The sequence below is a fragment of the Cellulomonas gilvus ATCC 13127 genome (assembly GCF_000218545.1).
GTDB lineage: Bacteria > Actinomycetota > Actinomycetes > Actinomycetales > Cellulomonadaceae > Cellulomonas > Cellulomonas gilvus.
In genome coordinates, this window is record NC_015671.1 from 3351247 (window position 1) to 3364381 (window position 13135).

The following is a 13135-nucleotide window of genomic DNA, read 5'->3' on the forward strand; positions in this document are numbered from 1 at the left end:
GATCCTACTGCCGCCGCGCGCGGCCCCCGTCCCGCGGCCGCGTCAGGGGGCGTCGACCGAGGGCAGCGTGAGGATCTCGGCGCCGTCGTCGGTGATCGCGATGGTGTGCTCGCTGTGCGCGGTGAGACACCCCGTGGCGCTGCGCAGCGTCCAGCCGTCGTCGTCGGTGGTGAGCTCGTCGGTGTCGGCCATGACCCACGGCTCGAGCGCGAGCAGCAGGCCCGGGCGCAGCCGGTAGCCGCGGCCGGGGCGGCCGGTGTTGGGCACGTGCGGGTCCTGGTGCATCGTCGTCCCGACGCCGTGCCCGCCGAACTGCGTGTTCACCGGGTAGCCCGCCGCGCTCAGCACCGTGCCGATCGCGTGCGACACGTCGCCCAGCGCCACGCCGGGGCCCGCGACGGCGATGCCCGCGTCGAGCGCGCGCCGCGTGGCCTCGATGAGGGCCTCGCTCCCGGCCGGTCGCGCGGTGCCCACCAGGAGGCTGACCGCCGAGTCCGCGACCACGCCGTCGAGCGAGACAGCGAGGTCGAGCGTGAGCAGGTCGCCGTCGGCCAGCGCGTAGTCGTGCGGCAGCCCGTGCAGCACCGCGTCGTTCACGGACGTGCAGATGACGTGGCCGAACGGGCCCCGGCCGAACGACGGTGCGTAGTCGACGTAGCAGGACTCGGCCCCCGCGGCGTCGATCATGCGGCGCGTCCACGCGTCGACCTCGAGCAGGTTGGTGCCCACCGTGACGTTCTCGGTGAGCGTCTGGAGGATGTCGGCGACCAGCGCGCCGGTCCGGCGGGCGCGCCGCAGCTCGACGGGGCTGAGGATCTCGATCATGCGGGGTCTCCGACGTCCGGTGCGTGCATGTGACCCGGCAATGGCATCACACCGCCGGCGCGGCCCCGACCGGGAGCGCGGTGGCGCGGCGGCCGGTACGTTCGTCGTCATGGTCGACAAGCCCTCCACGCCCCTGCTCGCGAAGGCCGTGGGTCTCGCCACCGCCGCAGCCGCCGCCTGGATCGCCTCGCAGGCGGTCACACAGGGCTGGAAGGCCACGCGCGGGCACAAGCCGCCCAAGGCCGAGGACCCGGGCGACGCGGGACTCGCCGAGATCGTCGCGGCCGCGGCGCTCACGGGTGCGCTGGTCGCGGTCGCGCGCGTGTTCGCCACGCGCGGCACGGCGCGGTTCGCCGAGCGCACCAAGCGCGATCCGGACCTGCCCGACCTGACCGCCTGACGCGAGGCGCGCCACCGGACCGGGGAACCGTCGCGGTCCGGTCGGTCAGGGCCGCAACGACGGCGCCTGCGTGATGCCGAAGACGTCGCGCAGCGCGCGCTGCGCGGCGAACCAGCCGCCGAGCCCGTGCACGCCCGGCCCGGGCGGCGTGGACGCCGAGCAGAGGTACACGCCGTCGGCCCCGGTCGCGTACGGGTCCGGGCGCAGCGTCGGGCGCGCGAACATCTGCGCGATGGTCGCCGCTCCCGCGGAGATGTCGCCCCCGACGTAGTTCTCGTTGTGGTGCGCCAGGTGCGCGGCGGGCACGCACCGGCTCGCGACGACCACGTCCCGGAACCCGGGGGCGAACCGTTCGATCTGGTCGGTGACGGCCTGCGTGACGTCCAGGTCGGAGCCGTGCGGCACGTGCGTGTACGCCCACAGCGGCCTCAGCCCGCCGACCGCACGGGAGGGGTCGACGACGGTCGGGTCGCTCACCAGCGTCATCGGGTGCTCGGCGTGCCGGCCGGCCGCGACCGCGGACTCCGCCTCGGCCATCTGCGCCCGCGTGCCGCCGACGTGCACCGTCCCGGCCCGGGCGACCTCGGGCGCCGCCCACGGCACGGGACCGGACAGCACGAAGTCCACCTTCGCGGCGCCGTCGCCGTAGCGGAACCGCTCCAGCGCGCGGCGGCTGCGCGCGGGCAGGCGTTCGCCGAGGATCGCGACGAGCGTGCGCGGCGTGGTGTCGAACAGGTAGGCGTGCGCGTGCGGGAGGTCCGCGGCGCTGCGCACGCGGTGATCGGTGAGCACCTGCCCGCCGTGCGCCTCGAGGTCGGCGATCAACGCATCGGTGATCGCGCGTGAGCCGCCGCGCGGCACCGCCCACCCCGCACCCGCGTGCGCCAGGCTCGCCAGGAGCAGCGCGGTGCCCGCGGACGCCAGCGACGGCATGGGCGTGATCGCGTGCGCCGCGACGCCCGTGAGCAGCGCGGGCGCGACGTCGCCCCGGAACCGTGCGTCCCAGGCGCGCGTGCCCTGCTCGAGCACCGCGAGCCCGAACCCCGCGGCCGCCGGCAGACCCCGCGGCAGCAGACCCGGCGGGATGCTGCGCTTGTCGCCCAGCGCGACGCGCACCACGTCCTGCCAGTGCTCCGACCGGCGCCCGACCAGCGCGTGCCACGCGGGCCCGTCCTCGCCGAGCCCGTCGACCGTGCGCGCCAGGTCCCGGTACGCGATCCCTGCGCGCCCCCCGGGCAGCGGCTGCGCGAACGAGACCTCGGGCGTGAGCAGCTGCACGCCCCGCGCACGCAGGTCGAACGCGCGGAAGAACGGCGAGGCCCAGGCCATCGGGTGCACGGCCGAGCAGATGTCGTGCACCACTCCGTCCGCGAGGCCGAGGTCGAGCGTGCGGGCGCCGCCTCCCGCGGTCGGCTGCGCCTCGAGCACCGTGACGCCCAGCCCCGCACGCGCGCACGTCACCGCGGCCGCGAGCCCGTTCGGCCCCGACCCGACGACGACGACGTCCGTGTGACCCTCCCGCTGCCCGCGCACCTGGACCTCCGCCCGCTCGTCGTCCGTCCATCCAACCACCCCGACGATCCACCACCCCGAACCCGCCCCCTCGCTCCGGGGCGTCTGGCAGGGTGGCCACATGGCCACAGGGGGCCACGTCAGGGCGCGGAAGTGTGGGCACGGATGGACCGGGTGGACGAGGGGGCGGCCGCGCGCCGCGAGCGACGCACCGCACGGTGGGTCACCGGGAGCGTGGTCGGCGTGCTGCTGCTGGCCGCCGCCGCGGAGGCGGAGATCTGGCCCGTGACGGCGTTCCGCCTGTTCAGCACGGTGCGCACCGCCCACGGTGCCGCCACCACGCTCGTCGCCGTCGCACCCGACGGCGCGCGCACGGTCGTCCCGATGCCCCGGGGCCAGCTGCTCGCGACCACGAGCCACCAGCTCGCGCGCCTCGACGAGGACCCCCCGCAGACCCGGCACGACAAGGTCGTGGCGTGGTTCGGCCTGGCCGGGCTGGACCCGGCCGACTTCGACACGGCCGTGGTCGAGCGCACGCCCTGGACCATGGACGCGCGCACCCACGAGCGCACGTCCGGGACGCCCGAGATCGTGACGGAGGTCGACCTGTGACGGGGCGCGCGCTGCGCCGCATCGACGCCGCGCTCACCGCCCCCGGGGCCGGCTACCGGCTGCTCGAGGTCCAGACGCTCGTCGCGCTCGTCATCGGCATGCGGCTGGTCGCCCGGGACTGGGCCTCGATCGCGGACCGGCCCGCGGCGCTCGTCGACGGCCTGACCGTCGTGTCCTGGCTGCCCCCGCACCTGCCCGCCTGGATCCCCGTGGTCCTGGCGGTCGTGGGGGTCGGCGGAGTCGGGCTGGTCGTGGCGCGCACGCACGCACGCGCGGGGTTCGCCGTGGCGTGGGGCGCCTACGTGGTGCTGTGCGCGCTGTGGAGCTCGTCGGGCAAGGTCATGCACAACGACGCGCTGACGGTCTGGGTGGGGCTCGCGCTGCTGCTGGCCCGCCCACCCGCACGCGGGCAGGACGACCGTCGCACCGTCGGGTTCGGCTGGCCCCCGCGGGCCGCGCTCGCGGTGCTGGCGTGCGTGTACTGGCTGACCGGCGTGCAGAAGCTGCGCCACTCGGGCCTCGGCTGGGCGTTCGGCGACAACATGTCCTGGGTGCTGCGGCAGGGCACGTCCCCGTTCGTCCCCGGGCTGTCCGACTGGGTGGCCGACCACGCCGCGGTGGCCGCCGCGATGGCCACGGGCGCGCTGCTGCTCGAGCTCACGGCGCCGGTGTGGCTCGCGTGGCGGCGCACGCGCGCGCTGTTCGCGCTCGCGGTCGCGGTCATGCACGGCAGCATCTGGCTGTTCCTCGGGATCGACTACCTGCCGTGGGTGCTGACCGCGGCCGCCGTGGCCGTGCCGATGTCGCTGCGCTCCGACGTGCGCCTGACCGATGCGCTGCGGCCACGACCCCGCCCGGGTGCCGCACCCGACGTCACGCGCGAGCCCGCGGCACCGGCCCTGCGCTGACGCACGGGCCGACGTGGCACCCGGGGCGGCTCAGGCCTCGTCGCGACGCTGCGCGGACTCCAGGTCACGCGTGAGCTCGTCGGTCACCAGCAGGTCGCTGCGCACCTTGCCCGTGCGGTAGCCCGCGCGGCCCACCATGTGCGCCCCGACGGGAGCCGTCAGCAGGCCGAGCACCACCACCAGCACCAGCGCCCACACCGCCCCGCCCGAGCGCAGCCGCAGGCCCAGCCCGATCAGCACGAGGATGAGCCCGAGCGTCTGGGGCTTGGTGCCCGCGTGCATGCGGGACAGCAGGTCCGGGAAGCGCAGGGCCCCCACACCCGCCGCGAGCACGAAGAACGCGCCGCCCAGCAGGAACAGCGCGGACGCGACGTCCGCGACCGCGTCCCAGTCGGAGCCCGTCATCGCACCTCTCCCTCCGCGCCGCCCCCGTGGTGCTCGTCGGGCACGTGGCCCTCGCGCATCTCGTCGAGCTCGGCCTGACGACGCGCGGCCTCCTCGGCCGCGATCTCCTCACGCGTCCGGACCCGCCCCTGCCCCTCGGGCTCCACCGACGCGAAGCGCGCGATGGTCACCGAGCCCACGAAGCCGACGAGCGAGAGGACCACCAGCACGGGCACCACGTCGGTGCGCCGGTCCGACGCGGCGTACAGCGCGACCGCCGCGATCACCGCGGTCACGCAGATGTCGAGCGCGACGGTCCGGTCCAGCATCGACGGACCCTTCTCCGCGCGGATGACCGCGAACAGCGCCCCGAGCGCGATCAGCACGCCCGCGCTCCACACCACCCACGTCATGCGCGCACCTCCTCGCGTCGCGGCGTCAGCCCCGCGGCCCGCTGCTCCGCCGGGGAGGCGAACGCCCGCAGCACGCGCTCCTCCTGGTCGAGCACCGCCTGGCGCGCCGCCTCGATGCCGCCCGCCTGCCGCACGTCGAGCACGTGCAGGTACAGCACGCCCGTGAGCCGGTGGGCCTCGACCACCAGCGAGCCCGGCACCAGCGAGCACAGCTCGGCGGTCATCGTCAGGTACAGGTCGGAGTGGCTGCGCAGCTGGACCCCGATCACCGCGCCGTGCGGCACGTAGCGGGGCCGCAGCGCGATGAACGCGACCTCGAACGAGGCCCGCACCAGATCCACGCCGAACCGCGTGAACAGCCGCACGACACCCCACGGGTGCACGCGGCCGTGGAAGTCCACGGGCGCCATGTGCAGCCCCGTGGTCACCGCGAGCGCGATCGCGGCTCCCGCGAGCACGTTGCCGACCGACAGGTCGCCCCACAGGAAGACCCACACGACCGTGAGCCAGACGATGGTGCCCCAGGCAACCGCGGGACGGGCGCGACGGGGGTGCAGGCTCATGAGTCGTCACCACCGGTCGGCGCGGCCTCGTCGTGGTCCGTCGCGTCGGCGGACTCGCCCTCGCCGCGCTGCCCGTCGGGGAGCACCGCCTCGACGTACGGCGTGCGCTCGCGCAGCGTCTGCGCCGCGCGAGCGGTGTAGGCGTACAGCGGGCCACCCGCGAACGTCAGCACCAGGCCCACCGTGATGAGCGCCGCCGTGGGACCGACCATGCCGAGCGGCAGCCGGCCCGGCCGCGGGCGCTCCTCGGGCGTCTGCCAGAACGCCTTGTTCCACGCCTTGATCAGCGCGTAGAGCGTCAGCAGCGACGTGATCACGGAGCCGGCCACCAGCAGGTACGCCAGCGGCGTCCCGGCCGCGACGCCCGCCTGCAGGAGCCCGAGCTTGCCCAGGAAGCCGGACAGCGGCGGGATCCCGGCCAGGTTCATGGCGGGCACGAAGAACAGGATCGCCAGCAGGGGTGCGAGCTTGGCCAGGCCGCCCAGCCGGGTGAGCGACGTCGAGCCGCCCACGCGCTCGACCAGGCCGACCACCAGGAACAGCGCCGTCTGCACGGTGATGTGGTGCGCGACGTAGTAGATCGCCGCGGTCCAGCCGGCCTCCGAGGACAGCGCGATGCCGAAGATCATGTAGCCGATGTGACTCACGAGCGTGAAGGACAGGAGCCGTTTGATGTCGTCCTGCGCCACCGCGCCCAGGATGCCGACCACCATCGTCGCGAGCGCGAGCCACATCAGGACGTCGTCCAGCCGACCCTCGGGGAACAGGAGCGTCTGGGTGCGGATGATCGCGTACACGCCGACCTTCGTGAGCAGGCCCGCGAACACCGCGGTGACGGGCGCCGGCGCGGTCGGGTAGGAGTCCGGGAGCCACGCCGAGAGCGGGAAGACCGCCGCCTTGACCGCGAACGCGAGCAGCAGCAGCACCTGCAGCACCAGCCGCACTCCCGGGTCGATCTCCGGCAGACGGATCGCGAGCTGCGCCAGGTTCACCGTGCCGGTGGCCGCGTAGACCGCCGCGAGGGCCACCAGGAACAGCACCGAGGACAGCAGCGCGACGACGACGTAGATGGTCCCCGCGCGGATGCGGTCGCGCGTGCCGCCGAGCGTGATGAGCACGAACGACGCCGCCAGCAGGATCTCGAACCCGACGTAGATGTTGAACAGGTCGCCCGAGAGGAACGCGTTGCCGACGCCGGCTGCGAGCACCAGGAACGTCGGGTGGTAGATCGAGATCGGGGCGGACTCCTCGTCGTCGTCCCGGCCCTGCGCGAGGGAGTAGAGCAGGACGCACAGCGTCACGGCCGACGAGATCGTCAGCATGAGCGCCGAGAGCCGGTCCGCGACCAGGTTGATCCCCACGGGCGCGGCCCAGTCGCCGACGTCGACCACGAGCGGCCCGTCGTCGACGACCACGAGCAGCGTCACCGACGCGATCAGCACGAGGGACAGCGCGGTGACCGAGACGATCGGCTGCAGCCGCGGTTTGCGGTAGAGCGCGAGCGTGAGGCCGGCGGCGAACAGGGGCAGCACCACGGGCAGGGGCACGAGCCAGGACAGGTCCGTCACCGCGCACCCCCCTCGCCGGCGTTCGCGGGGGCGGGACCGGGCGCGCCCTCGTCGGTCTCGTCACGGGCCTGCTCGGCCTCCTCGTCGAGCGTCTGCCCCGCCTCCTCGGTGTCGTCGTCCGTCATGGCGCGCACGTCGATCGCGGCCAGGCGGGCGATGCGGCGGTCCTCGACGTCGTCCTGCACCTCGTCGTGCCGGTGCAGCTGCCAGGACCGGTAGGCCATCGCCAGCAGGAACGCGGTCATGCCGAGCGTGATGACGATCGCGGTGAGCACCATCGCCTGAGGGAGCGGGTCGCTCATCCGACCCTCGGGCTCGAGGCCGACGATCGGCGGCCGGCCGGCGGCGCCCCCCGCCACCAGGAACAACAGGTTCACCCCGTTGCCCAGCAGCACCAGGCCGATCAGCACGCGGGACAGCGAGCGCTCGAGCAGCAGGTAGACGCCCGCGGTCACCAGCACCGCGATCGTCACGACGAGCACGAGGTTCGGGGACATGTCGATCACGGCGCACCCCCGTCCGCGGTCGAGCGGGCCGGGGGCTCGGTCGAGCCCAGCTCGGCCAGCCCCGCGTCGGGGCGTTCGGCGTCACCGAACGGCTCGTCCTCACCGCTCTCCGCCCGGCGGTCGAGCTCGGCACCGAGCGAGCGCAGGATGTCCAGGACCAGTCCGATCACCACCAGGTACACGCCCACGTCGAAGAACAGGCTGGTCACCAGGTGCACGTCGCCGATCACGGGCACGTGCAGGTCGATGATCCGCGACTCCAGCACCGTGCCGCCCAGCATCATCGCGACCAGACCCACGCCCGCGGACAGGAACAGGCCCGTGCCCAGGAGCGCACCCGGCTGGACCGGGGCCGCCTCCCCGAGCTCGTACCGCCCGCCGGCCAGGTACCGCACGATCAGTGCGATACCCGTGACCAGGCCGGCCGCGAACCCGCCACCGGGTGCGTTGTGCCCGCTGAACAGCAGGAACGCCGAGTAGACGATCATCGTGTGGAACAGCAGGCGCACCACGACCTCGAACACCACCGAGCGGCGCTGCGGCGCCAGGGTGTGCCCCGCGCGCAGCCACTCGCGGTCGGTGGACACCGCGTCGAGCCGGACCTGGTCCACGCCGCGGCGCAGCGGCGCCATCGGGTCGGGCCCGCCCCACACGGCGCGGTCGTCGGAGGCGTCCTGCGCGCGGAAGATCGCGCCGCCGCGGCGTGAGAGGAACACGAGCGACGCGACGCCCGTGGCCGCGACCAGCAGCACCGAGATCTCGCCCATGGTGTCCCACGCGCGGATGTCCACCAGCGTGACGTTGACGATGTTCTTCCCGCCGCCCCACGTGACGGCCTCCTCGGCGAAGTGCTCGGTCACGGGTGCGTGCACGCGCGCGCCCGGGACCGCGAGCGCGATCCCCGCGACCGTGAGCCCGACCGCGAGCGCGACCGCGAGCCGCACCCACCGGGACGCCGCGAGCGGCCGGTCGGAGAAGTAGGGCGGCAGCCGCCGCATCGCCAGGACGAACACCACGAGCGTCACGGTCTCGACGAGCACCTGCGTGAGCGCCAGGTCAGGCGCACCGTGCAGCAGAAACAGGCCCGCCACGGCGTACCCGCCGATGCCGAGCAGGATCACGGCCTTGAGCCGCCGGCGCGCGCGCGTGGCCAGGATCGCGGACACGATCGCGGCGGCACCGAACGCGACCTGCGCGGGCTTGTCGAACGCCGTGACCCGGTCCGGCCAACGCGTGCCCGCGAGCAGCGCCCACGCGGTGCCGATGACGAACACGAGGAGCACCAGGCCCAGGTACAGCGGCAGCGAGCCGCGCTGCGTGGTGCCCGTGACGTCCGCGGCCACGTCGTCGAGGCGCCGCATGAACCGCCGGTACACGCGGTCGGCCTCGGGCCCGCGGTACGCGGCGACCTGCCACCGCTCGACGCGCTCGCGCACGACGAACAGCGCGGCACCGGCCGCGAGGATCCCGAGCGTCAGCACGAACGTGGGGGTCAGGCCCGCCCACAGCGCCAGGTGGCCCGGCTCACCCACCGAGAACGTCTCCGCGTAGGGCGCGAGCAGGTCCTCGCCCAGGTGGGGCAGCAGCGCGACGGCCAGGCCGAGCACCGCGAGCACCATGGCCGGCCACACCAGCAGCAGGCTGGGCCGCGAGATCGCGGCGGGCTCGGCGTCGGGCTGCGTCGCGGCCTGGCTCGTGGTGCCGGGGCTGACCGCACCGTCCTGCTGCGTCGCCACCGCGTCCGCGACGAGCGCCGACTCCGGCACCACGGCGGACTTCGTCGCGAACGCGCCCCACCACAGCCGCAGGCCGTACGCGACGGTCAGCACCGAGCCGATCGCGACCGAGACGAGCACCACGACACCCAGCGCGCCCTGCTCGAGGTGCTCGATGCCCTCGAGCCCCGCCTCCTTGGCGACGTACCCCGCGAACGGCGGCAGCCCGATCATGCTCGCGGTGCCCAGCGCACCCGCGAGCGCGGTGAGCGGCAGCTCGCGTCCCACACCGGACAGGCGCCGCAGGTCACGTGTGCCCGTCGCGGCGTCGACCACGCCGACCACCAGGAACAGCGTCGCCTTGAACATCGCGTGCGCGCCCAGCATCGCGAGGCCCGCGAGCGCGGTGGCCTGCGTGCCCAGCCCGACCAGGAGCGTGATCAGGCCCAGCTGGCTGACGGTGCCGAACGCGAGCACCAGCTTGAGGTCGTGCTGGCGCAGCGCGCGGTAGCCGCCCAGCAGCAACGTGCCGCACCCGAGCACCACGACCGTCCAGCGCCACAGCTCGTGCTGCGCGAACGCGGGCGCGAATCGCGCCACCAGGTACACGCCGGCCTTGACCATCGCGGCCGCGTGCAGGTACGCGCTGACGGGGGTCGGGGCGGCCATCGCCGCGGGGAGCCAGAAGTGGAACGGGATGAGCGCGGACTTCGTCGCGGCGCCGGCCAGCAGGCAGCCGATCGCGACCGTCGTCGCGGCCCCGCCGGGCGGGTGCGCGACCACCTCGCTCAGCCGGTACGTCCCGGCGGCCTCGCCCAGCAGCACCACGCCGACGAGCATCGCGAGCCCGCCCGCGGTCGTGATGACGATCGCCTGCATCGCCGCGCGCCGGCTCGCCTTGCGGTCCGTGTAGTGCCCGATGAGCAGGTACGACGTGACCGTCGTCAGCTCCCAGAAGACGAACAGCAGGATCATGTCGTCGGACGTGACCAGGCCGAGCATCGCGCCCGCGAACGCGAGGAACACGCCGCCGAACCGGCCCAGGCCCTGGGCCGCGACCGAGAAGTAGCCCGCGCAGTAGACCAGGACGAGCGCGCCCACGCCGCCGACGACGAGCGTCATCAACCAGGACAGCGTGTCCAGGCGGAACGTGAGCTCGAGCCCGAGCGCGGGGATCCACCGCACGCTCTGCACCGGGCCGTGCCCGTCCTGCACACGGCCGGTCCAGGACAGCGCCCAGACCGCCGCGCTCGCGGGGGCGGCAGCGAGCGCCCAGAAGGCCTTGCGTCCCCACAGCCGGACGAGTGCGGGCGCGATGAGGGCTGCTACGAGGTGCACGACGAGCAGCAGCAGCACGCGCGTGGACTCCGTCCTGTCGGGGCGGTGAGCCGGGGCAGGGGATCGGTCAAGACTCTACCAACCGACTCCCACCCATCCGCCTGCCGAGGGGCCGAAGGTGACCACCCTCACCCCACGCGCGCTGTCACCTGGCGCACGGGCGCCCGGGTCACGTGCGGGGCCGGGTGGGTAGGTTGTGCGCCGTGAGCGCGGTGCAGTGGGTGTGTGTGGCGGTCGTCGCCGTGGCGACGGTGCTGGGCGTCGGCCTGTTCGCGCGCGGCGCGACGACGATCGCGCGGACCGTCGCGGTCGGCCGGCCCGCCTCGCGCGACCGGCTGCGGCCCGTCGGCCGCCGGCTGCGCACGCTCGCGCGCGAGGTGCTCGGCCACGAGCGGTTCCAGCACCGCCCCGTGGTCCGGCATGCGCACTGGGTCGTGATGGTGTCCTTCCCGGTGCTCGCGGTCACGCTCGCCACCGGGTACGTCCAGGTGGTCGACCCGTCCGCGACGCTCCCGCTGATCGGGCACCTGATCCCGCTCGAGTGGGCCGTCGAGCTGCTGGCGTGGACCTCGCTGCTCGGGATCGTCGCGCTGATCGTGCTGCGTCTGCGGATCCGCCCGCGCGCGTCCCAGCCGCTCGACGAGCAGCGCCGGTCCCGCTTCTTCGGCTCGACGCACTGGCAGGCGTACTACGTCGAGGCGACCGTGCTCGTCGTCGTCCTCGCGGTGATCGGTCTGCGCGGGCTCGAGCATGCGCTCGCCACGCACGAGGGCGATGCGGTCGCGAGCGCGTGGCACTTCCCGCTGACCGCGTGGCTGGGTCACGCCTGGCAGGGCGCGTCGACCGGTGCGCTCGAGACCGCCGTCGTCGTGCTCGCCACGGTCAAGATCGTGGTGTCCATGACGTGGCTCATGGTCATCGGCCTGCAGCCCACCATGGGCGTGGCCTGGCACCGGTTCCTGGCGATCGTCAACGTCTACGCACGCCGCGAGCCCGACGGCGGCCCCGCGCTCGGCCCGCTGCAGCCGCTCACGCTCACCGACGGCACGCCCGTGGACCTCGCGGCGCTCGAGGACCTGCCCGACGACGCGCGCCTGGGCGTGGGGGCCATCGAGGACTTCACGTGGAAGGGCCTGCTGGACTTCTCGACGTGCACCGAGTGCGGGCGCTGCCAGGACCAGTGCCCCGCATGGGCCACGGGCAAGCCCCTGTCCCCCAAGCTCGTCACGCTCGCGCTGCGGGACCACGCCGCGGCGACCGCGCCGTACCTGCGCACGCCGCCGGGCGATCCCGCCGAGCCGTCGCACGCGGGCCTGGACCTGATCGGCACGGGTGTGGTCGACGCCGACGCGCTGTGGGCGTGCACGTCGTGCGGGGCGTGCGTGCAGCAGTGCCCCGTGGACATCGAGCACGTCGACGCGATCGTCGACATGCGCCGCTACCAGGTGCTCATGGAGTCCGCGTTCCCCAAGGAGCTCGGTGGCACGTTCACCAAGCTCGAGCGGCAGGGCAACCCGTGGGGCCTGCCGGCACGCGCGCGGCTGGACTGGGCCAAGGGGCTGGACTTCGAGGTGCCGGTGGTGGGTGCCGACGTCGAGTCCGCCGCGGACGTCGAGTACCTGTTCTGGGTGGGCTGCGCGGGCGCGTACGAGGACCGTGCCAAGCGCACGACGAGGGCCGTGGCCGAGCTGCTGCACGCCGCCGGGGTCACGTTCGCGGTCCTGGGCGACGGCGAGACGTGCACGGGCGACCCCGCGCGCCGCGCCGGCAACGAGCTGCTCTACCAGATGCTCGCCGGACAGAACGTCGAGGTGCTCAACGAGGTGGGCGCGCAGCGGATCGTCGTGACGTGCGCGCACTGCTTCAACACCCTCAGCCGCGAGTACCCGCAGCTGGGCGGCCGGTTCGAGGTGGTGCACCACACCGTCCTGCTGGACCGCCTGGTGTCCGACGGTCGCCTCACGCTGCTGCCCGCCGACGACGAGCGCCGCATCACCTACCACGACCCGTGCTACCTGGGCCGGCACAACCAGGTCTACACCCCGCCGCGCGAGCTGCTGGGCGCGATCCCGGGCGTGCAGGTGACCGAGATGCCGCGCTCGGGTGCCGACGCGTTCTGCTGCGGCGCAGGTGGGGCACGCGTGTGGATGGAGGAGTCGATCGGCACGCGCATCTCCACCGCGCGCGCCACGGAGGCGATCGCCACGGGTGCCGAGGTCATCGCGACCGCGTGCCCGTTCTGCACGGTCATGCTCTCCGACGGCGTCGCGGCGGCGAGCTCGGCCACCTCGGGCGACGCGGGAGCGACCGTGGGCGTGCCCGAGGTCGCCGACATCGCGGTGCTGCTGCGCGCCCGCCTGGCCGAGGCACCGGGCGCCTGACGGCTGCCGC

The 13135-nt window shown here is 74.3% G+C and carries 12 protein-coding genes; 4 read left to right on the forward strand and 8 right to left on the reverse strand.

The features are described from left to right. Window positions 1-42: 42 nt before the first annotated feature. Window positions 43-825 (reverse strand): type I methionyl aminopeptidase, encoded by a 783-nt coding sequence (gene map, locus CELGI_RS15320; protein ID WP_013885050.1) that lies wholly within the window; start codon window positions 823-825, stop codon window positions 43-45. A 109-nt stretch (window positions 826-934) separates the two neighbouring features. On the opposite strand from map, the gene CELGI_RS15325 reads away from it, so the two are divergent. After that, window positions 935-1225 (forward strand): DUF4235 domain-containing protein, encoded by a 291-nt coding sequence (locus CELGI_RS15325; protein ID WP_013885051.1) that lies wholly within the window; start codon window positions 935-937, stop codon window positions 1223-1225. 45 nt (window positions 1226-1270) lie between these two features. On the opposite strand, the gene CELGI_RS15330 is transcribed toward CELGI_RS15325, so the two are convergent. Then, entirely contained in the window at window positions 1271-2758 is a 1488-nt protein-coding gene (locus CELGI_RS15330; RefSeq protein WP_013885052.1) for a phytoene desaturase family protein, read from the reverse strand. Window positions 2759-2902: 144 nt separating this feature from the next. Between CELGI_RS15330 and CELGI_RS15335 the strand changes: the two genes are divergently transcribed. Beyond that, window positions 2903-3349, forward strand: coding sequence for a hypothetical protein (locus tag CELGI_RS15335; protein ID WP_013885053.1), 447 nt, complete (start codon window positions 2903-2905; stop codon window positions 3347-3349). Beyond that, window positions 3346-4257 carry an HTTM domain-containing protein gene (locus tag CELGI_RS15340; RefSeq protein WP_013885054.1) on the forward strand — a complete coding sequence of 304 codons (912 nt, stop codon included), beginning with the start codon at window positions 3346-3348 and terminating at the stop codon, window positions 4255-4257. Before CELGI_RS15335 ends, CELGI_RS15340 begins: the two co-directional genes overlap by 4 nt. A 30-nt stretch (window positions 4258-4287) precedes the next feature. Here CELGI_RS15340 and mnhG read toward each other — a convergent pair whose 3' ends face one another. From mnhG to CELGI_RS15370, 6 genes are read right to left on the reverse strand one after another with little or no spacing between them, the layout of a single operon-like run. Continuing rightward, entirely contained in the window at window positions 4288-4662 is a 375-nt protein-coding gene (mnhG, locus tag CELGI_RS15345; protein ID WP_013885055.1) for a monovalent cation/H(+) antiporter subunit G, read from the reverse strand. Further along, a complete protein-coding gene (locus tag CELGI_RS15350) occupies window positions 4659-5054 on the reverse strand; it encodes a monovalent cation/H+ antiporter complex subunit F (protein ID WP_013885056.1) in 396 nt (131 codons plus the stop codon). Before CELGI_RS15350 ends, mnhG begins: the two co-directional genes overlap by 4 nt. Continuing rightward, window positions 5051-5617 (reverse strand): Na+/H+ antiporter subunit E, encoded by a 567-nt coding sequence (locus CELGI_RS15355; protein ID WP_013885057.1) that lies wholly within the window; start codon window positions 5615-5617, stop codon window positions 5051-5053. The genes CELGI_RS15350 and CELGI_RS15355 overlap by 4 nt, the downstream gene beginning before the upstream one ends. Next, window positions 5614-7185 carry a Na+/H+ antiporter subunit D gene (locus tag CELGI_RS15360; protein WP_013885058.1) on the reverse strand — a complete coding sequence of 524 codons (1572 nt, stop codon included), beginning with the start codon at window positions 7183-7185 and terminating at the stop codon, window positions 5614-5616. Before CELGI_RS15360 ends, CELGI_RS15355 begins: the two co-directional genes overlap by 4 nt. Then, window positions 7182-7682, reverse strand: a complete 501-nt coding sequence (locus CELGI_RS15365) for a Na(+)/H(+) antiporter subunit C (RefSeq protein WP_013885059.1) — start codon at window positions 7680-7682, stop codon at window positions 7182-7184. The genes CELGI_RS15360 and CELGI_RS15365 overlap by 4 nt, the downstream gene beginning before the upstream one ends. 5 nt (window positions 7683-7687) lie before the next feature. Next, on the reverse strand, window positions 7688-10762 hold the full coding sequence (locus CELGI_RS15370) for a Na+/H+ antiporter subunit A (protein ID WP_013885060.1): 3075 nt from the start codon (window positions 10760-10762) through the stop codon (window positions 7688-7690). Between the two features lie 185 nt (window positions 10763-10947). Here CELGI_RS15370 and CELGI_RS15375 point away from each other — a divergent pair, with 185 nt between their 5' ends. Further along, window positions 10948-13125: a (Fe-S)-binding protein gene (locus CELGI_RS15375; protein ID WP_013885061.1), complete on the forward strand. Its 2178-nt coding sequence runs from the start codon at window positions 10948-10950 to the stop codon at window positions 13123-13125. Window positions 13126-13135 lie beyond the last annotated feature (10 nt).